General features: G+C 73.1%; 18 protein-coding genes and 1 pseudogene. 6 read left to right on the forward strand and 13 right to left on the reverse strand.

Features of this window, described 5'->3' with window-relative positions; translation table 11 throughout:
• The 5 genes from D455_RS0117560 to D455_RS0117580 form a co-directional block, all read left to right on the forward strand.
• A partial coding sequence (locus D455_RS0117560) for a hypothetical protein (RefSeq protein WP_017572019.1) occupies positions 1–937 on the forward strand: 937 nt, incomplete at its 5' end.
• Between the two features lie 61 nt (positions 938–998).
• Positions 999–2,045 (forward strand): hypothetical protein, encoded by a 1,047-nt coding sequence (locus D455_RS0117565; RefSeq protein WP_017572020.1) that lies wholly within the window; start codon positions 999–1,001, stop codon positions 2,043–2,045.
• Entirely contained in the window at positions 1,981–3,372 is a 1,392-nt protein-coding gene (locus D455_RS0117570; RefSeq protein ID WP_017572021.1) for an adenylosuccinate synthetase, read from the forward strand. The genes D455_RS0117565 and D455_RS0117570 overlap by 65 nt, the downstream gene beginning before the upstream one ends.
• Positions 3,373–3,649: 277 nt before the next feature.
• Entirely contained in the window at positions 3,650–4,909 is a 1,260-nt protein-coding gene (locus D455_RS0117575; RefSeq protein WP_017572022.1) for an NAD(P)/FAD-dependent oxidoreductase, read from the forward strand.
• Between the two features lie 198 nt (positions 4,910–5,107).
• Positions 5,108–5,974 carry an alpha/beta fold hydrolase gene (locus D455_RS0117580; protein ID WP_086003357.1) on the forward strand — a complete coding sequence of 289 codons (867 nt, stop codon included), beginning with the start codon at positions 5,108–5,110 and terminating at the stop codon, positions 5,972–5,974.
• Positions 5,975–6,069: 95 nt separating this feature from the next.
• Here D455_RS0117580 and D455_RS0117585 read toward each other — a convergent pair whose 3' ends face one another.
• From D455_RS0117585 to D455_RS0117620, 8 genes are all read right to left on the reverse strand, one after another.
• Entirely contained in the window at positions 6,070–6,819 is a 750-nt protein-coding gene (locus D455_RS0117585; protein ID WP_017572024.1) for a YebC/PmpR family DNA-binding transcriptional regulator, read from the reverse strand.
• Positions 6,816–7,424, reverse strand: a complete 609-nt coding sequence (gene pdxT, locus D455_RS0117590) for a pyridoxal 5'-phosphate synthase glutaminase subunit PdxT (protein ID WP_017572025.1) — start codon at positions 7,422–7,424, stop codon at positions 6,816–6,818. The genes D455_RS0117585 and pdxT overlap by 4 nt, the downstream gene beginning before the upstream one ends.
• Positions 7,425–7,541: 117 nt before the next feature.
• Positions 7,542–8,453, reverse strand: coding sequence for a pyridoxal 5'-phosphate synthase lyase subunit PdxS (gene pdxS, locus D455_RS0117595; protein WP_017572026.1), 912 nt, complete (start codon positions 8,451–8,453; stop codon positions 7,542–7,544).
• A gap of 183 nt (positions 8,454–8,636) precedes the next feature.
• On the reverse strand, positions 8,637–9,140 hold the full coding sequence (locus D455_RS0117600) for a hypothetical protein (protein WP_017572027.1): 504 nt from the start codon (positions 9,138–9,140) through the stop codon (positions 8,637–8,639).
• 199 nt (positions 9,141–9,339) lie between these two features.
• Positions 9,340–10,539, reverse strand: coding sequence for a glycosyltransferase family 4 protein (locus tag D455_RS0117605; protein WP_017572028.1), 1,200 nt, complete (start codon positions 10,537–10,539; stop codon positions 9,340–9,342).
• A complete protein-coding gene (locus tag D455_RS0117610; RefSeq protein WP_017572029.1) occupies positions 10,536–11,591 on the reverse strand; it encodes a phosphatidylinositol mannoside acyltransferase in 1,056 nt (351 codons plus the stop codon). The genes D455_RS0117605 and D455_RS0117610 overlap by 4 nt, the downstream gene beginning before the upstream one ends.
• Positions 11,592–11,620: 29 nt before the next feature.
• Positions 11,621–12,226: a phosphatidylinositol phosphate synthase gene (gene pgsA / locus D455_RS0117615; protein WP_017572030.1), complete on the reverse strand. Its 606-nt coding sequence runs from the start codon at positions 12,224–12,226 to the stop codon at positions 11,621–11,623.
• A gap of 171 nt (positions 12,227–12,397) precedes the next feature.
• On the reverse strand, positions 12,398–12,973 hold the full coding sequence (locus tag D455_RS0117620; protein ID WP_017572031.1) for an HIT family protein: 576 nt from the start codon (positions 12,971–12,973) through the stop codon (positions 12,398–12,400).
• Positions 12,974–13,187: 214 nt separating this feature from the next.
• Here D455_RS0117620 and D455_RS0117625 point away from each other — a divergent pair, with 214 nt between their 5' ends.
• Complete coding sequence (locus D455_RS0117625; protein ID WP_017572032.1) at positions 13,188–13,640, forward strand: GNAT family N-acetyltransferase; 453 nt, start codon at positions 13,188–13,190, stop codon at positions 13,638–13,640.
• 175 nt (positions 13,641–13,815) lie between these two features.
• On the opposite strand, the gene D455_RS0117630 is transcribed toward D455_RS0117625, so the two are convergent.
• The 5 genes and pseudogenes from D455_RS0117630 to D455_RS0117650 form a co-directional block, all read right to left on the reverse strand.
• Positions 13,816–15,474: a DUF885 domain-containing protein gene (locus D455_RS0117630; RefSeq protein WP_017572033.1), complete on the reverse strand. Its 1,659-nt coding sequence runs from the start codon at positions 15,472–15,474 to the stop codon at positions 13,816–13,818.
• A 124-nt stretch (positions 15,475–15,598) separates the two neighbouring features.
• Positions 15,599–16,192: a GTP-binding protein gene (locus D455_RS0117635; protein WP_017572034.1), complete on the reverse strand. Its 594-nt coding sequence runs from the start codon at positions 16,190–16,192 to the stop codon at positions 15,599–15,601.
• A gap of 34 nt (positions 16,193–16,226) precedes the next feature.
• The gene (locus tag D455_RS0117640; protein WP_241480269.1) at positions 16,227–16,643 is read right to left on the reverse strand and encodes a DUF742 domain-containing protein; all 417 of its coding nucleotides are present in this window, start codon (positions 16,641–16,643) and stop codon (positions 16,227–16,229) included.
• A gap of 98 nt (positions 16,644–16,741) precedes the next feature.
• Complete coding sequence (locus D455_RS0117645) at positions 16,742–17,143, reverse strand: roadblock/LC7 domain-containing protein (RefSeq protein WP_014909276.1); 402 nt, start codon at positions 17,141–17,143, stop codon at positions 16,742–16,744.
• A gap of 232 nt (positions 17,144–17,375) precedes the next feature.
• Positions 17,376–18,357, reverse strand: a pseudogene (locus tag D455_RS0117650) (nitrate- and nitrite sensing domain-containing protein); the annotation flags it as partial.

An 18,357-nucleotide genomic window follows, 5' to 3' on the forward strand; every position in this document is an offset into this window, starting at 1 on the left:
GGCGCCGCCCGGAAGCGGCACCGCGCCCTTCGCCCGGCTCTCCGAACTGTGGGACCTGTACCGGTCGATGGCCGCGGGCGACCTGCGCTTCGGCGACCTCACCCTGGCCACCGGCACGCACACCTACCGGGTCGGCGAGGCGCGGCTGGCCCGGGGGGACGTCGCCGACCTGTACCCGGTGCGCTACCGGGACACGCGCTGGCACGACGCCGTGCTCAAACTGCCCCGCGCGCCGCGCGACAACGACCTGATGGACGCCGAGGCCACCGCCCTGCGCCGCGTCCGCGAACACGGACACGAGCGCTACCGGGCCTTCGCCCCCGAGCTGGTGGAGTCCTTCAAGCACCGCGACGCGGCCACCGGCGTGGAACGGAGGGCCAACGTCCTGGGGCGACTGCGCGGTTTCCACACCCTGGCCGAGGTACGTCGCGCCCACCCCGACGGCGTCGACCCGCGCGACGCGGCGTGGATGTGGCGGCGGCTGCTGGTCGCCGTCGGCAACGCCGCCCGGGCCGGGGTGGTGCACGGCGCGGTCGTGCCCGAACACGTGATGGTCCATCCGGCCGAACACGGGCTGGTCCTGGTCGACTGGTGCCACTCGGTGACGGCGCGCGCCCCGCGCACCGCGCCGCACGTCCCGGCGATGGTGCCCGGCCGCGAGGACCTCTACCCGCCCGAGGTGGCCGCCCGCCGCCCGGCCCTGCCCCAGACCGACATCCACATGGCGACCCGCTGCGTGGAGTACCTCACCGCGGGCCGTCTGCCCCGGCGGCTGCGGGCCTTCGCGCGCGGCTGCACCCTGCCCGCGCCCGAGCGGCGGCCCCGCGACGGGTTGACCCTGCTCGGCGAGCTCGACGAGGCGCTGGAGCGCGTCCACGGGCCACGCCGGTTCCGCCCCTTCGCCATGCCGGACACGGCACCGGCCCCCGAGGGCTGACCCTTCCGGCCCCCGCCCCGTCCCCGGCGTCCACCCCACCCACCCCCGAAGGAGACACACCATGGGAAGCAGCAGCTGGTCCACCGACGCCTACCACGCGCGTCAGGCCTACAACTCCTCCGTCGGCTCCAGCAGCTTCGGCTACACCGACGACGTACTCGCCTCGACCCCGCGCGGCTCCTGGCGGGTCCACGACAGCCTCGACCCCCACGGGGTGCGCGTGCGCGAGAGCCGCGACTCCGCCGAGCACCCCAACTCGCTCGCCATCTCGGTGCTCTTCGACGTCACCGGGTCCATGCGCGACGTGCCGCGCGTCCTCCAGACCAAGCTGCCCGACCTGTTCGGCCTGCTGCTGCGCAAGGGCTACGTGGAGGACCCGCAGATCCTCTTCGGCGCGATCGGCGACGCCACGTGCGACCGCGCCCCGCTCCAGGTCGGGCAGTTCGAGTCCGGCAACGAACTGGAGGACGACCTGGGCAACATCCTGCTGGAGGGCGGCGGTGGCGGCCAGATGACGGAGTCCTACGAGCTGGCCATGTACTTCATGGCCCGGCACACCTCCCTGGACTGCCTGGAGAAGCGCGGACGGCGCGGGCACCTCTTCGTCATCGGCGACGAGACGGCCTACGGCGCGGTCAAGGCCCGCGAGGTACGCGAGGTGATCGGCGACGACCTCACCGAGGACATCCCGTTCCCGCGGATCCTGGCCGAGCTGCGGCGCAGCTTCGAGGTCCACTTCGTGATGCCGACCGGCAGCGGACACTTCCGCGACGACAAGGTCCGCGGGTTCTGGGACACCCACCTGGGCCAGAACGTCATCCACCTCGACGACCTCGACGCGGTGTCGGAGACCATCGCGGTCACCGTCGGGCTCGCCGAGGAGGCCATCGACCTGGAGAGGGGCCTGGCGGACCTGGCCGAGGCGGGCTCCGACGCGGGCGAGGCGGTCGGCCGGGCGCTGCGTCCGCTGTCCGCGTCCCGGGGTTCGGTGGTCGTGGCCGACACCCCCGGCGGCCTCGGCGNGCGGGCGGGGTGGACCGGCTGTGACCGGCGTGTCCGCCCCGTGGGCCGAGGGGAACGCCGTCGTCGTCGACCTGGGGTTCGGTGACGCGGGCAAGGGCGTGACGGTCGACCTGCTGTGCGCGCGGCGGCGCTTCGGCGCCGTCGTGCGCGCCAACGGGGGCGCCCAGGCCGCGCACAACGTGGTGACCCCCGACGGGCGCCACCACACCTTCGCCCAGTTCGGCTCGGGCACGCTGGCCCCCGGCGGTCCGGTGCCCACGCACCTGTCGCGCCTGGCGGTGGTGGACCCCCTCGCCCTGGCCGCCGAGGCCACGCACCTGGCCTCGCTCGGTGTCCCCGACCCGTTCTCGCTGGTCACGGTGGACCGTCGTGCGCTGATCAGCACGCCCTGGCACCAGGAGGCCAACCGGGCGCGGGAGCGGGCGCGCGGCGGCGACCGGCACGGGTCCTGCGGGATGGGGGTGGGCGAGACCATGGCCTACGCCCTGGCCCGCCCCGGGGACGCGCCGACCGCCGGTGACTGCGCGCGTCCGGACGTGCTGCGCCGCAAGCTGCGCCGCCTGGCCGACCACCTGCACGCCGTACGCCGGGCGCTGCCCTCCCCTGGCGGCGCGGGAGCCACGACGGGAACCGGGCCGGACCCCGACGTCGAGGGGTGCGTCGAGGCCTACCTGGCCTTCGCCCGACGGGTGCGGTTGGTGGACGAGGACCACCTGCCCCGGCTCCTCGCCCGGTCCCCCGTGGTGTTCGAGGGGGCCCAGGGGGTGCTGTTGGACGAGTGGCACGGCTTCCACCCCCACACCACCTGGTCCACCACGACCACCGCGAACCCGCTCGCGCTCCTGGCCGAGGCCGGGCGCCCCGGCGACGCCCGCCGGATCGGCGTGGTGCGCACCTACACCACCCGGCACGGCGCGGGCCCGCTCGTGGCCGAGGACCCGGAGCTGGGCTCGGTGCTGGTCGACGCGCACAACGGCGCGCACCCGTGGCAGGGGGCGTTCCGGGTGGGACACTTCGACGCGGTGGCGCACCGGTACGCGCTCGCCGCCACGGGCGGGGTGGACACCCTGGTGGTCACGCACGCCGACGCCCCCGCACGGGCGGGCGGGCGGCTGCGCTGGTGCACGGGGTACACCGCACCGGACGGTTCGGCCCTGGAGCCGGTCCCCGCCGAGGCGCCGGGCCCCACCCGTCCGGGCGCCGCCGTGGCGGGCGCCGCGCACCTGGCGCGACAGGAGCGGCTCACCCGCGCCATGCTGGCGGCGCGTCCCGTGCTCTCCCCCGCGCCCGACTCCCCCGCCGAGGCCGTCGGAGCGGAGCTGGGACTGCCGCTGGAGGCGGTCCTCGGGGGACCGACCCGCGCCGACGCCGTGTCCTTCGGGAGGGGGCCGCGGGCCAGCGTGGGGGCGTGACCTCTCTCCACCCCCGGGTCCGCGACCTCCCGCTCCGGGGCACCCGTACCGGGATGCCCGCCCACACCGCCAAGGGCAGTTCGACCGCGCGCGGCCCCCCCCGGGGACGCTCACCGTGGACCTGCCCGAAGCGGGCGGGACCGAGGTCCCGCCTCACACCCTTGTAGCAGGACGACAGGAACCGCACCCCCCGTTGTCGTCTTCCGACAAGAACACCTCTCGGGAAAGGGGGCATGGTGGGGCTGAAAGTCGTGGTCGGACAGGGGGAGCAGGGGCGATGACGGACGTGGGACGTGTCGGCGGGGGCCAGCACGTGCTGGTCGTGGGTGCGGGCGTGGTCGGCCTGTCGACGGCCTGGTTCCTCCAGGAGCACGGAGCGCGCGTCACCGTCGTCGACCGGAAGGGGACGGGCACCGGGGCCTCCTGGGGCAACGCCGGTTGGCTCTCCCCGGGGCTGGCTCTGCCCCTGAACGAGCCGGGCGTCCTGCGCTACGGCCTCAGTTCCCTCCTGGACCCGGCGGCGCCGCTGTCGGTGCCCTTCACCCCCGACCCGGGGCTGTGGCTGTTCCTGGCCCGTTTCGCCGCCCACTGCCGCTGGGGCCCGTGGGAGCGCGCCGTACGCGCCAACCTGCCCCTGAACACCTCGTGCCTGGACGCCTTCGACCTCCTGGACAAGGGCGGTGTCGAGACGACCATGCACGAATCCCCCATCACGGCGGTGTTCCGATCTCCCCGTGCGGCGGTCGGCCTGCTGCGTGAACTGGAGCGCGTCACCGACTCCGGTCTGCACCTGGACTACGGCGCGGCCACCGGCGACCAGGCACGGGAGGCCCTGCCCCAGGCCTCCGGGCGCGTCGGGGCGGCCGTACGCCTGGACGGGCAGCGCCACGTCGATCCCGGCACCCTGGTCCGGAACCTGGCCCGGTCGGTGCGCGAGCGCGGCGGGCAGGTCCGTGACGGGTTCGACGTCACCGACGTCCGCCGGGTGGGCGACTCCGTCATCACGACCTCGTCGGGCGACGAACCGCTGTTCGCGGACGCCGTCGTGGTGTCCACGGGCGCCTGGTTCGACGGGCTCGCCCGCACCCATGGCGTCCGTACCCCGGTCCGCGCGGGCAGGGGTTACTCCTTCACCGTGCCCACCAGCGATCCCGTTCCCGGGCCGATCTACATCCCCGAGGCCCGCGTGGCGTGCACCCCGTACCAGGGGTCCCTGCGTGTGGCGGGAACCATGGAGTTCCGGGGCCCCGACGCGGCCCTGGACGAGCGGCGCATCGGGGCCATCATCGCCTCCGCGCGCCCCTACCTTCGGGGGGTGCGCTGGGAGGAGCGCTCCGACACCTGGGTGGGGCCCCGCCCGGTCACCCCCGACGGCATGCCCCTGGTCGGTGCGACCCGCACCCCCGGCGTGTACATGGCGGGCGGCCACGGCATGTGGGGGCTCACCCACGGGCCGATCACCGGCAGGCTGCTCGCCGAACAGATCATCACCGGAGAGCGGCCCACGGAGCTGCGCGCCCTCGACCCCTTGCGCTGAGAAGTACCGCTGACCAGGCGTTCCGCGTGTGCGGGACGCCTGATTGGTGCGTGGCCGGACCGGTGTCCGAACGAGGCCCGCATCCCGCCGTTTCCCACCGATCCTCCCCCCTGTCCTGGCGCACGCGGCCCCAGGGCCCGCGTCGTATGCCGTCAGTTCCTGTCCAAGCCCAGGTGAGAGATGTTGTCCCAGTCCTCGATGCATGTACCCGTGTATCGGTCCAGACCCGGCGAGGTCGCCGTGCGCTCGTGGTGTGAGAGGGAGCTGGTCACATGCCCGGACGCGCGTCCCCTGCTCGAACTCACCCCGGCCGGGCGGCCGACCCGGGTGCACGTGATCGACGGCGGCCCGGCGACCCCGGTGCTGGTCCTGCCCGGTTCGGTCCTCAGCTCGGCGAACCTCGTCGGCACGGCCCGCCTCCTGGCCTCCGACCGCACCGTGATCCTGGCCGACCTGCCCGGACAGCCCGGTCTGAGCTGTTCGCGCCGCCCGTTCGGACGGCGGGCGGGGGCCTACGGAGCGTGGCTCGACGCGCTGCTGCCCCAGGTCACCGACCGGCCGGTGGTGGTGCTCGGGCACTCGCTGGGGGCGGTCGCCGCCCTGACCTCCCTGCCGTCACCGCTGGTGGAGCGCCTGGTGCTGGTCAACCCGGCGGGGCTGGCCGCCCCGGGGCCCGACCTCGGCCGTCTGCGTGCGACGTGCGCGTGGCGGCTCTCGCCCGGCGAACACACCAGCCTCCGGCTGCTGGACACGCTGTGCGCTCCCCCGGGACCGGGGCGCGTGCCGGACACGCGTCCCTTGGAGGAGTGGGTGACGCTGGTGGGACGGCACTGCCGTACGGGCCCGGTCCCGGGGATACTCCGGGGTGAGGACTTCCGTGACTGGCACGGTGTGCCGGTGACCGTGGCGACCGGCTCCCACGACCGCGTCTTCTCCCCGGCCCTCCTGCATGGGGCCGCCCGCCGTTTCCTGAACGCCCGGGTGCACGTGATCGAGGGTGTCGGGCACCTGGCGCCCCACGAGTCACCGGAGGGCGTCAGGGAGGCACTGGACCTGGACGGGTGATGAGGTCGGCGGCACCGGAGTACGCCCGCACCGCACGAACGCCTGTGGCCGCGGCCCCGGGGAGGGGCGCGGCCACAGGCGTCGGTTCCGCGGGGTCAGCTGATCTCGGCCATGACCTCGTCGGGGATGTCGGCGTTGGTGAAGACGTTCTGGACGTCGTCGGAGTCCTCCAGCGCGTCGACCACCCGCATCACCTTCTTGGCGGTGTCGGCCTCGACCGGGACCTCCATGGTCGGCAGCCAGCTGGAGTCGGCGGAGTCGTACTCGATGCCCGCCTCCTGGAGCGCGGTGCGCACGGCGACCAGGTCGGTGGCCTCGCAGACGATCTCGAAGGACTCGCCCAGGTCCTCGACCTCCTCGGCACCGGCCTCCAGCACCGCCAGGGTCACGTCGTCCTCGGTGGTGCCCTCCTTGGACACGAGCACGACGCCCTTGCGGTTGAACAGGTAGGACACCGAACCGGCGTCGGCCATGCTGCCGCCGTTGCGGGTCACCGCCACGCGCACCTCGGAGGCGGCGCGGTTGCGGTTGTCGGTGAGGCACTCCACCAGCAGGGCCACGCCGCCGGGCGCGTAACCCTCGTACATGATGGTCTGCCACTCCGCACCGCCGGCCTCCTCACCGGAGCCGCGCTTGCGGGCGCGCTCGATGTTGTCGAGCGGAACCGAGTTCTTCTTCGCCTTCTGGATGGCGTCGTAGAGCGTCGGGTTCCCGTCCGGGTCACCACCACCGGTACGCGCGGCCACCTCGATGTTCTTGATCAGCTTGGCGAAGAGCTTGCCGCGCTTGGCGTCGATGACGGCTTTCTTGTGCTTGGTGGTGGCCCACTTTGAGTGGCCGCTCATGAATGTCCTTTCACGATGTCGACGAAGAGGCGGTGGATGCGCGCGTCGCCGGTCAGTTCGGGATGGAAGGACGTGGCCATCAGGCCGCCCTGTCGTACGGCGACGATCCTACCGGCCGTGTCGGGACCGGGGACTGCGCCGAGCACCTCGACTCCGGGGCCGACCGACTCCACCCAGGGCGCGCGGATGAACACCGCGTCGAAGGGATCGCCCTCCAGGCCGACGATGTCGACGGCCGTCTCGAACGACTCGGTCTGGCGTCCGAACGCGTTGCGTCGCACCGTCATGTCGATGCCGCCGACGGTCCGCTGGTCCGCGGTCGCGCCCAGCAGGCGGTCGGCGAGCATGATCATCCCGGCGCACGTGCCGTAGGCGGGCATCCCCGCCGCGATCCGCTTGCGCAGCGGTTCCAGCAGGCCGTACCGGACGGCCAGCTTGGACATGGTGGTGGACTCCCCGCCCGGGACGACCAGCCCGTCCAGGGTGTCGAGCTGGTCGGGGGAGAGCACCTTGACGGTGTGCGCGTCCAGGGATTCGAGGACGCGCAGGTGTTCGGCGACGTCGCCCTGGAGGGCGAGGACGCCGATGGTGGGTCTGGCGGTCAAGTACGGCCTCACTCGTGGTCGTGGGCTGTGCGCCCCGGGCGGGCGGCGGGGTCGTGCGCACCCCGCCGCCCGTGGGGCGGCCGCGGACGGTGGCCCGTCCGTCGGACGCCGCGGCGGTTACCAGCCGCGACCGGCGTAGCGCTGGGCGTCGGACAGGTCGTCCAGGTTGATGCCGACCATGGCGTCGCCCAGGCCGCGGGACACGCGCGCGATGACGGCGGGGTCCTCGTGGTGCAGGGTGGCCTGCACGATGGCGTCGGCGCGCCTGGCGGGGTCACCGGACTTGAAGATGCCCGAGCCCACGAACACGCTCTCGGCGCCGAGCTGGCGCATGAGGGCGGCGTCGGCCGGGGTGGCCACGCCACCGGCGGAGAACAGCGGGACCGGGAGCTTGCCCAGCGCCGCGACCTCCTTGACGATCTCGAAGGGGGCGCGCAGCTCCTTGGCCGCGCCGAACAGCTCGGCCTCGTCGAGCGTGCCCAGGCGCCGGATCTCGGAGCGGATGGACCGCATGTGGCGGGTGGCCTCGACGACGTTGCCGGTGCCGGCCTCGCCCTTGGAGCGGATCATGGCCGCGCCCTCGGCGATGCGGCGCAGCGCCTCGCCCAGGTTGGTCGCACCGCACACGAACGGGACGGTGAACGCCCACTTGTCGATGTGGTAGGCCTCGTCGGCGGGCGTGAGGACCTCGGACTCGTCGATGAAGTCGACACCGAGCGACTCCAGGACCTGGGCCTCGACGAAGTGGCCGATGCGAACCTTGGCCATGACGGGGATGGACACGGCCTCGACGATGCCGTCGATCATGTCGGGGTCGGACATGCGGGCGACGCCGCCGTCCTTGCGGATGTCGGCGGGGACGCGCTCCAGGGCCATGACCGCGACGGCACCGGCGTCCTCGGCGATCTTGGCCTGCTCGGGCGTGACGACGTCCATGATGACGCCGTTCTTGAGCTGCTCGGCCATGCCGCGCTTGACACGCTCGGTACCGACCGCGTTGTCGGAGGTGTTCGATGCGTTGTTGGCCACGGTTGTGGACTCCCGTTGTCTTGGTTCCTGCTGGGGGCTGCCTACGGGCAGCGGAGTCGGCGGCACCACGCGGCGGTACGCGGACACCGTCGGCGCCGCGCACCCTGGTCGACCAGCCCCCCATCCTACTTCCACCCCCTTTCGGAGGTTTTGGCCAGATCGGTGTTTTCCCGTGCCCGCCCCTTACAGGGTGTCGGGCTCCACCGGCAGGAACAGGACGCTCGGCGGCTGGTCGTCGATCTCGAAGAAGTCCGGGAGGGCCGCCGTGCCCGTCAGGCGGAACAGCCGGACGAGTCTGGAGCGGCGGGCGCGACGGGTGTCGGCGACGGCGTCGTTGTAGAACGTGCGGGCCATGTGGACGCCCTTGGCGGCGGACTCCACCTCATTCAGGCGGGGTCCCGACAGTTTCGAACACCCGTCGGAGCCCGAAGATTCCAGGGCCTCGCGCAGCGCGCGCGAGAGCGCGCTCTCGGCCATCTCGCACTGCTCCTCCCCCGCGTCGCGCGCGGCGGTGACCGCCTCGGACAACCCCCGGCCGGCACCGGTCCCCCCGGCCTCGACCAGCGCGGACACGGCCGCGTGGCGCCGGTCCAGGGCCGCGTCCAGGGCCGCGCGGGCGGCGTCGACCCGGTGGTGCAGCCTGTGGATCCGCCTGGCCCGCCATGACAGGTAGAAGCCGAACAGCACCAGGGCCAGGAGGATGCCGACGACCGTGGCGGCGAAGAGAACGTCCTCGATCAGGGCCGTTCACCCCGTTCCGGGGAGACGGGCGCGCCCCGTCCGTGACCGACAGCGGGTACCCGGGACGCGGGCGCGCCTCGCCCCGCGCCCGGGCGTGCGGACGCGCCGGAGGCGGGCGTTCCCGGAGAGCGGCGGGGAACCGCGGTCACGGCGCCTCCCCACGTAGCAGAGCGGTGGCGTTGGGCCCGCCGTCCGGGCGCACCCCCAGGGGAGGGCCGTCCCCGTCCCCCGTCAGGACGGTCCGGTAGACGTGGGCGACGTCGGCGGCGACGGTGTCCCAGTCGTAGGCGCGCACCGCCCGGCGTGCGGCCCGGGACAGCTCGGCGCGCCGCCCCGGGTCGTCCAGCAGCGCACCGGCGCGTTCGGCCAGGTGGGCGGGGTCGCCCGTGGCGAACAGCTCCCCGGCGCCGCCGCCGTCCAGGACCGCGGAGAAGGCCGGGATGTCGCTGGCCACGATGGCCGCGCCGGAGGCCATCGCCTCGGTCAGGACGATACCGAAGCTCTCGCCGCCCAGGTTGGGCGCGCAGAACACGTCGGCGGAGTGGTAGGCGCGCGCCTTGTCGGCGTCGTCCAGGCGGCCCAGCAGCACGACGCGCTCGCGCAGGTGCTCCGGGACCGCGGCCATGGCCGCCGCGGGGTCGCCGGGACCGGCCACCATCACGCGCAGGTCCGGGCGTTCGGGCGCCATGAGCGCGAAGGCCTCCAGCAGGACGCCCAGACCCTTGCGGGGTTCGTCCAGGCGTCCGAGGAACCCGATCGAGCCGCCTCCGCCCGGCCATCCGGGCAGCGGTTCGGCCCGCGCGAACCTGCGCACCGCCACCCCGTTGGGGATGAGCACGGCGTCCCCGCCGAGGTGTTCGACCAGGGTGCGCCGGGCCGACTCGGAGACGGCGATGCGCCCGTTGATCTTCTCCATCGCCGAGCGCAGCGCCGGCGAGCCCATCGCCATAGCCCGGGAACGCGGGTTGGAGGTGTGGAAGGTGGCCACCAGGGGCCCGTCGGCCGCCCAGCAGGCCAGCAGCGAGACGCTCGGCGCGGACGGCTCGTGGATGTGCAGGACGTCGAACCCGCCCTCGGAGATCCACCGGCGCACCCGCGAGGCGGCCCTGGGACCGAAGCTGAGTCGGGCCACCGAACCGTTGTAGGGCACGGGGACCGGTCTTCCCGCGGGCACGAGGTAGTCGGGCAGGGGGCTGCCGCCCGCGTCGCCCACCGGCGCCAGGACCGACACCTCGTGTCCCATGTCGGTGAGCGCCTCGGCGAGATCGCCGACGTGCTGCTGCACCCCGCCCGGAACGTCCCAGGCGTAGGGGCAGACCAGGCCGACCCGCATGACCACGGTCACCCGTTCCGTTCGTCGTCTCCGGGGCTCCCCGCCCCGCTGCCCTGAGGGCCCCCTACCCCGGTGGCGCGAACCATGCCCGGATCCGCGCCCCGAACCGGCGGAGCGCCGTGTCCGGGCTCCCCCGGCGCGGCGGGCGTCCCGGTTCTCCCCCGCGGGACGCGGTGACGTTCGTGGTCGCGGCTGAACACCGGCTGGAGCATGTGCCAGTCCTCGGGGTGCTCGGCGATGGCCCCCTCGAAGACGCGGACCAGCTCCTGGGTGGTGGCGTGGACGCGTTCGGCGCGGGTGGCGCCCTCCGCGACGGGGATCTCGTCGTGGACGCGGATGTTCCAGTACGGGCCGTCGTACCACAGCGAGACCGGCATCAGGGCGGCGCCGGTGTTCAGGGCGAGGGCGGCGGGCCCGGAGGGCACGCGCGCGGGCTCCCCGAAGAAGTCCACCTCCAGGCCGGTGCCGTTGATGTCGCGGTCGGCGAGCAGGCACACCAGACCGCCCTCGCGCAGCCGCCGGGCCAGGGTGCCCACGACGTTGGAACCGCTCCCCGTCAGCGGCAGCACCTCCATGCCCAGGGACTCCCGGTAGGCGGTGAACCGCTGGAACAGGCTCTCGGGACGCAGCCGCTGGGCGACGGTGGTCAGGGGGATGCCGTTCAGGGTGATCCAGGCCCCGGCGTGGTCCCAGTTGCCCATGTGCGGCAGGGCGGCGACCACGCCGCGCCCCGACCGGATGTGCTTCTCCAGCGTCTCGATCCCGGTGGCGCGGGTCCGGCCGAGGACGTACTCCTCCCCCATCGCGGGGAGGCGGAACATCTCGTAGTAGTAGCGCATGTAGGAGCGCATGCCCGCGCGGGACAGCGCGCGCAGCTGGGCGTCGGTGGCCTCCGGGCCCAGCAGGCGCCGCAGGTTGCGTTCCAGTCCGCGCGTGCCGTCGTCGTGGGTGCGCCAGGAGTGGTCGGCCAGGCGTCGGAACACCGACCGCCCCGCGCGCTCGGGCGCGCGACGGATCAGCGTCCATCCCGCCGAGTAGGCCAGGTCGGCCGTGCGTTCGTCCACGTCGTGGTCTCCCGTCCTCTCCGTGGTCCTCAGGCCTCGCTGTTGGCGTCGTCCGCGGGCTCGACGAGGCGGGCACGGGTCTCGATGAGGCGCTGGAGGACGGTGAGCAGGCTCATCCCGGCGAGCAGCCACAGCCCGCCCGCGAGGACGTAGGGCACACCGAGGCCGCCGAGGCCGACGGCGACCAGGATGACCACCAGGCGTTCGGTGCGCTCGGCGACGCCCACGTCGCAGTTGACGCCCAACCCCTCGGCGCGTGCCTTGATGTAGGACACCATGAAGCCGGTGACCAGGCAGAAGAGGGTTAGGCCCGCGAGCAGGGGCTCCTCGCCCTCACCGGCGAACCACCACACGAGTCCGGAGAGGATGGCGGCGTCGGCGATCCGGTCGAGGCTGGAGTCGAGGAAGGCGCCGAACGCGGTGGAGCTGTCGTTGGCTCGGGCCACGGCGCCGTCGAGCATGTCGAAGAGCACGAAGACGGTGATGACGACCGAACCCGCGTACAGGTACCCGCGCGGGTAGAAGTACAGCGCGCTGATGACGACGCCGACGGCGCCGACGATGGTGACGATGTTCGGCGTGAGTCCGATCCGGGCCAGGCTCCGGCCGAGCGGAGTGGTGATCCGGGAGATCAAGGGGCGAAGGATTCTCAGCATGTCTTCTTGTGATCGTAGGGCGGGAACGGTCGTGGGGGTGGGAACCGCACCGGCGGGGGACGGCGTGCCGCCGGATCCTGTCGGAGCGCGGGGGCGCGGGCGCTCGCGGAGCGTAGGCCCCACGGGGGACACGGGTCTCCGGAGGGGCCCCTACCCTCTGGGCCAGTGGGAGGCCACCTTGGCCCGGGTCTGCTCCAACATCTCGGGCAGCACCTTGGTCTGGCCGACGACGGGCATGAAGTTGGCGTCACCGCCCCAGCGGGGGACGATGTGCTGGTGCAGGTGCGCGGCGATCCCCGCGCCCGCCACGGTGCCGAGGTTCATCCCGACGTTGAAGCCCTGCGGCCCGTAGGCGGTTCCCAGCGCCCGGATGCCCGCCTGGGTGAGCGCGGCCACCTCGGCGGTCTCGTCCTCGTCGAGCGCGGTGTAGTCGGACACGTGGCGGTAGGGGCACACCAGCAGGTGGCCGCTGTTGTAGGGGTAGAGGTTGAGGACCGCGTAGGCCGACTTGCCCCGGGCGACCACGAGGCCCTCGGGGTCGGACAGTCCGGGGGCGCGGCAGAAGGGGCACCCGTCCTCGGGGTGTGAGCCGGTGGGTTTGCCCTCCCCCTTGATGTAGGCCATGCGGTGGGGGGTCCACAGCCGCTCCCAGCCGTCGGGGCTCCCCGTCCCCGTGCCGGGAGGGTCGCCGGGACCGTTTCCGTGCTCGTTGTCGGCACCGCGCATGGCTCGTCCGTTTCCGTCGCCTGTCCGTACTCTCGCGCTTCAAGCATAGAAGCGCGGTGGGCGGGGCGCGCCTGGCCGATCCGACCTGTGGAGAACTCCACGGGACGGCGGCCACGGCGCGGCTCCCGCCGGTGTACCAACGCGTGGGAGGCGGTCGGAGTGCCCACCCGCCGGGGTCCGCCGGACGTTCCTGCGGATAGTCTCGGCGCCCGTGATGACCCTCCGTCCCGCCGTTCCGGCGGACCGCGACGCCCTCACCGCGTTCCTGCGCGGTGCCGACCTGACCCTGAGCGGACTCGACTCCCCGTCGGTGTACCTGTGGATCGCGCCGGACACCGACGGGACGATCGCCGCCACGACGGGTTTCGAGCTCAGCGCCGACGGACACGACGCCCTCCTCCGCAGCGTGGCCGTCCGGGAGGACGGGCGCCGCGCGGGCACCGGGTCCGCGCTGGCCCGGCACGCGATCGAGCGGGCCGCCGAACGGGGCGCCCGCAGGGCGTGGTTGTTCAGCCGCCGTTCGGGCCCCTTCTGGCGCACGCTCGGTTTCGAGGCCGCCGACCGGTACGAGCTGGCCCGCAGGCTTCCCGACACCCACCAGGTGCGCCTGTTCGCGGAGACCGGCCAGCTGGACCGGGAGGTCGCCTGGCGGCGGAGGCTGCCCTGAGGTCCGCCCCCGAACGGAACCCCGGCCTCGGGGTTGGTTCGGGCGTCCACGGGGCCCTGGAGGACTCGCGGGTGGGACGACGGGCGCCATGGCCGAAGGCCGACCGTCGAGGGTGGTGGCCCGCCGAGGCGCGGAGCGCCCCGGCGGGCGGGGCGGAGGCCCGAGAAGGCACGGCTCACAGCCCCAGCAGCGTGCGCAGGTGACGCGGGGGCGGGCTGCCGTGGGCGAGCATCGCGTCGTGCCGTTCGCGTTCGCCGAACGAGGGCCGTGCCGACGCCAGGTCGCGCGCGATGTCGGACACCTCGGCGTAGCCGACGTAGTAGGTGGACAGCTGGGCGCTGGTGAGCTGGGCCCGGCGCCACTTGCCGACGGCCTCGGCCTCCTCCTGGTGACCGCGCCGGGTCATCAGCGAGATCGCCTCGGACTCGGTGAGGTCGCCGGTGTGCAGGCGCACGTCCAGGATCGCGTTGATGATCATGCGCAGGCGCATCTTGAGCTGGACCAGGCGCAGGGTGAGGTCCTCTCGGCGGTCCCCGGACCAGCCGTGGCCCGCCAGCACCTCCTCGGCGTAGACCGCCCAGCCCTCCACGAACGTGCCGCTCCACAGGGCCCTGCCCACCCGTGTGCCGCCGTCGTGGCGGGCGGCGTGGGCGAGCTGGAGGGCGTGTCCGGGCACGGCCTCGTGGGCCATGAGGTTGCGCAGCATTCCCGTGTTGTACTCGCGGAAGAAGGACTCCCTCCGCTCGGCGGGCCAGTCGGCGGGCGGCGGGGACACCGCCACCAGGGTCGGCCGTTCCCTGGCCGACGGGTCGAGCGGACCGGGGGGTTCGCAGTAGGCCACGGCGACCCCGCGGCGGGCCTCGGGCATCGGGACGATCCGGACCGGGTCCTCGTGGACCGTGACCACGTCGAGTTCGCGCACCCGCTCCTCCAGGTGCGCGAGCGCGTCGGCGCAGGCGGGGCGGACGCCGTCGGCGTCGGTGGCGTTCCCCTCGGCGAGCGCGGAGAGCACCTCGGCCACCTGTCCCGGTCGGCGCGGCGCGCCCTGGTACTCGGCCGCGACCTCGGCGATCGCCTCCTCCGTGGCGAGCAGGTCGCTCTCGGCACGCACCAGCAGCGCGTCGGGGGAGAGTTCCGAGTCGAGTGTGTACCACAGCTGGGCGGCGAATTCGCGTTCGCCCAGGCGGGGATCGGCGGTGGCGCCCTCCAGCTGACCGCGCAGCCAGGTCTCGTACTCCTCCACGGCGGCCTGGGCGGCCTCGCGGGCCGGTTCCATGTCGGCGGGGGCCAGGGAGGGCTCCCGCGCGGCCAGGGCGGGTACGTCGGAGGCGAGCATGGCGCGGGCCCCCGACGCCTGTGCCAGGGCCGTCTCCACGTGGACCCGGGACATCCCGGGGCCGTCCGACAGGCGCGCACGCGCGGTGGCCAGGTAGTCGGGCAGCGCCGAGCAGCGCGCGGCGAGCGCCGACAGACGTTCGGGGAGGGGCAGGAGGTCGCGCTCCAGGAGAGTGTGGAGGGCCTCGCCCGGGGAGTGCACGAGCGGGTCCCACGTGTGCGGCCGCAGCTCCGCGGTGTGCCACAGGTCGGCGCTGACGCGGGTGCGCAGCACCTCCAGGTCGACCCGGTCGCCCTCGGGGATCAGGTCGCCGTCGATCTCGTCCAGGGAACCGAGGGCGTCGGTGAGCACGGAGACGCGGCGTACGTCGGCGTCGGCGGAGTGGTCGGACAGGCGGGCCGCGCCCCGGGTGTCACCCAGGTCCAGCGCCCACTCGGGGGCGTCGTGGAGGAGGGAGTCGAGCACGCGCTCGGCCACCTCGCGGAACCGCCGGGTCATGGCCTCTGCGTCGGAAGAACTCATGGCGCCATGATGCCAGCACGGACGCCCGGTTCCCGTCCCACGGGAACCGGGCCGTGCTCTGTGCGGGACCCCGGCCCGGATCGGCCCAGAAGGAGGCGGCCTAGCGCCAGGAGTTCTGGCCGCCGGTGGAGGTGGGCTGTCCTGCCGCGCCCTCGGGGTCCCCCACCGTGATGGCGTGCTCGACGAGGGTGATGAGCGTCGACTTGGTGGAGGCCCGGTCACGGGCGTCCACCTGGACGATCGGGATCTCCGGACTGAGCGTCAGGGCGTCCCGGACCTCGTCCGCGGCGTGGGGGTAGTAGCCGTCGAACCCGTTGATCGCCACGATGAAGGGCAGGCGCGCCTCCTCGAAGTAGTCGATCGCGGGGAAGCAGTCCGCCAGGCGGCGGGTGTCCACCAGCACGACGGCACCGATGGCGCCCTTGACCAGGTCGTCCCACATGAACCAGAACCGGTGCTGTCCGGGGGTGCCGAACAGGTACAGGATCAGGTCGGAGTCGAGGGAGACCCTGCCGAAGTCCATGGCCACGGTGGTGGTCTGCTTGTCCGGCGTCTTGGCGAGGTCGTCCACCCCGACGCTGGCGCTGGTCATGACCGCCTCGGTGGTCAGCGGCACGATCTCGGAGACGGAGCCAACGAATGTCGTCTTCCCGACACCGAAGCCCCCGGCGACGACGATCTTGACCGACGTCATCGCGTTCCCCCCAGCACCGCCTTCCTCGGCTGGGCTAGAGCTTGCGAAGTCCACTGAGCACCCTTTCAAGCAGGTTGGTGTTGGGACGGGCGTCGTTGTTGAGCGAGGACCTGATCTGGACCAGTCCCTGCTCGGACATGTCCGCCACAAGCACCCGCGCCACACCGAGCGGCATCCGCAACAACGCGGAGATCTCCGCCACGGAGCGCCATTCCCGGCACAGGTCGCTGATCGCCTGCCATTCGGGCGTCAGCGTCCCAGACTCGTTACGGGCCGCCGCGGTCGCCGAGATCAGTGCTTCCAGCGGAAGCTGCGACTTCGGCTTGGTACGGCCCTTGGTCACCGCGTAGGGACGGACCAGAGAACTGGGCGCGCTCCCCACGGCGGATTGCTGATCATACGGTTGTTGGATTGGTCGAGGAACATCTCCGCCGCCCGGAACCGCCGGCATTCCCCCCGTGGGGGGACCGCTCGGCTGTTGTCCGAACCACGAGGCGCTCCCGGCATCTCTACTGTGAGGTGCCACCACTTCCTCCTGTCGGTGGTGGTTCAGTGGATTCCCGAGGTGCGCGCCGTTGGTGTCAGCGCCCGCCCCGCCCGCTCGACGAGCAGGGTCATCTCGTACGCGACCAGACCCAGGTCGCTCTCCGCGGCGGCCAGGACCGCGAGGCAGGAGCCGTCGCTGATGGCCATGATGAGCATCAGCCCCCGCTCCATCTCCACGACGGTCTGGGCGACCGCTCCACCCTCGAACACCCTGGCCGCGCCCTGTGTCAGGCTCGACAGACCGGAGGCGATCGCTGCGAGCTGGTCGGCCCGGTCAGCCGGGAAGCCCGCGGACGAGGCCAACGGAAGGCCGTCAGAGGAGACGACGATCGCGTGGGCTACGTCGGGGACCCGGTCGGCAAAGTCAGTGATCAACCAGTTGAGTTCATTCACCTGTCGACTCATCTGATCTCCTGTCCAATTTCGCCGGCTGGTCTCTGGGCACTGCTACCGCCGGCACGGCATGTGACAGCACTGCCTCTACGAACTGCCCGGCCCCTCCCGAGGGGGAGACCGGGAGTCTGGTGTTCTGCTCTCGTCAAGCGACGGGTGTGACGCGTCCGAGAAGCTCGGTAGATGCTATTGCATCCGGCCCCCGGGAATAAGGGGGACCCCATCCCACCAGGTCGCATTGGGGTCACCCCTCCGTCGGGCCTTCCCCGATCCGGTTCCGGCCCTCCCTGACGCCCTTCTGGAAACCCGAGAAGCGGTTGCGGACGCGGTCCGCGCTCCGTGTGGGCATCTGCTTGAAGTTCTCCGGCTTGGGCGCCGTCCCTGGAACAAGGTTTGCCTTGGGAACCCGTTTTGGCAAGCCCGAGGTCGTCAGGCCGCCCGCCTGGGGCTCGGCCGCGGTGCGCGCGGCCTGCCAGCCGCGGTCCGCCGCGGAGGTCCACTCCTCCTGCTGGGAGCCGGGCCTCTGTTCGGTGCCGTTGTTGGCCTGGGCGCGCTGCTCGTGGGCACGGTGTTCCTGCACGCGCTCCTCTCGGGTCCGCTCCTCCCTCGGGGAGACCTGCTGCATGGGACCGGTCTCGGTGGTGTCCACGGTGGGACCGCCGCTGCGACGCTTGAACCAGTTGGACTCGATCGCGTCGAAGATCGGCAGCGAGTCGCTTCCCTCACCGGCCGGGGTGGGCGGGACGACGGTGTTGTTGGGTCCCTGGGCCCCACCGTAGCGACGGGAGAGGTAGGCGGTCGAGCCGTACCCCTCGCGGGAGTCGGTCCCGCCGGAGCGCCAGTTCCCGGTGTCGTGGGACGACGGGCCCTGCTGGGAGCCGTTGTTCCAGTCGGAGGAGACGGCCGGGAAGGTCTCGGTGTCGTCGCTGCGCGCCGGGGTCGCGTGGTGCTCGTGGGAACCGCTGATGTCCCGCGACCCCTCCGCGCCGTTTCCGTTGGCCGCGGCGCCGTTGCCGGACGACGCTCCGGTACCGCCGAAGGCGTCGTAGGAGTTGCTCGTCGTGGCCCGGAAGGCACCCGTGTCGGTGACGGGGCGGCGGAACGGGCCGGTGTCGGAGACCCTGCCGAAGGAACCGGTGTCCGAGGCGCGGCCCACGGAACCGCCGCCGAAGAAGGACTCGCCGTCACCGCCCGCGTCGGAGCGGGGAGCCGGGTCGAAGAGGCTG

It is taken from the genome of Nocardiopsis halotolerans DSM 44410, assembly GCF_000341065.1.
Lineage (GTDB): Bacteria > Actinomycetota > Actinomycetes > Streptosporangiales > Streptosporangiaceae > Nocardiopsis > Nocardiopsis halotolerans.

Excerpts from the sequence above, each read along its gene's own strand:
- D455_RS0117575 (WP_017572022.1), top strand. The coding sequence starts at position 3,650 with ATGACGGACGTGGGACGTGTCGGCGGGGGCCAGCACGTGCTGGTCGTG.
- D455_RS0117580 (WP_086003357.1), top strand. The coding sequence starts at position 5,108 with ATGCATGTACCCGTGTATCGGTCCAGACCCGGCGAGGTCGCCGTGCGC.
- D455_RS0117585 (WP_017572024.1), bottom strand. The coding sequence starts at position 6,819 with ATGAGCGGCCACTCAAAGTGGGCCACCACCAAGCACAAGAAAGCCGTC.
- D455_RS0117620 (WP_017572031.1), bottom strand. The coding sequence starts at position 12,973 with ATGCGCGGTGCCGACAACGAGCACGGAAACGGTCCCGGCGACCCTCCC.
- D455_RS0117625 (WP_017572032.1), top strand. The coding sequence starts at position 13,188 with ATGACCCTCCGTCCCGCCGTTCCGGCGGACCGCGACGCCCTCACCGCG.
- D455_RS0117630 (WP_017572033.1), bottom strand. The coding sequence starts at position 15,474 with ATGACCCGGCGGTTCCGCGAGGTGGCCGAGCGCGTGCTCGACTCCCTC.
- D455_RS0117635 (WP_017572034.1), bottom strand. The coding sequence starts at position 16,192 with ATGACGTCGGTCAAGATCGTCGTCGCCGGGGGCTTCGGTGTCGGGAAG.
- D455_RS0117640 (WP_241480269.1), bottom strand. The coding sequence starts at position 16,643 with ATGCCGGCGGTTCCGGGCGGCGGAGATGTTCCTCGACCAATCCAACAA.
- D455_RS0117645 (WP_014909276.1), bottom strand. The coding sequence starts at position 17,143 with ATGAGTCGACAGGTGAATGAACTCAACTGGTTGATCACTGACTTTGCC.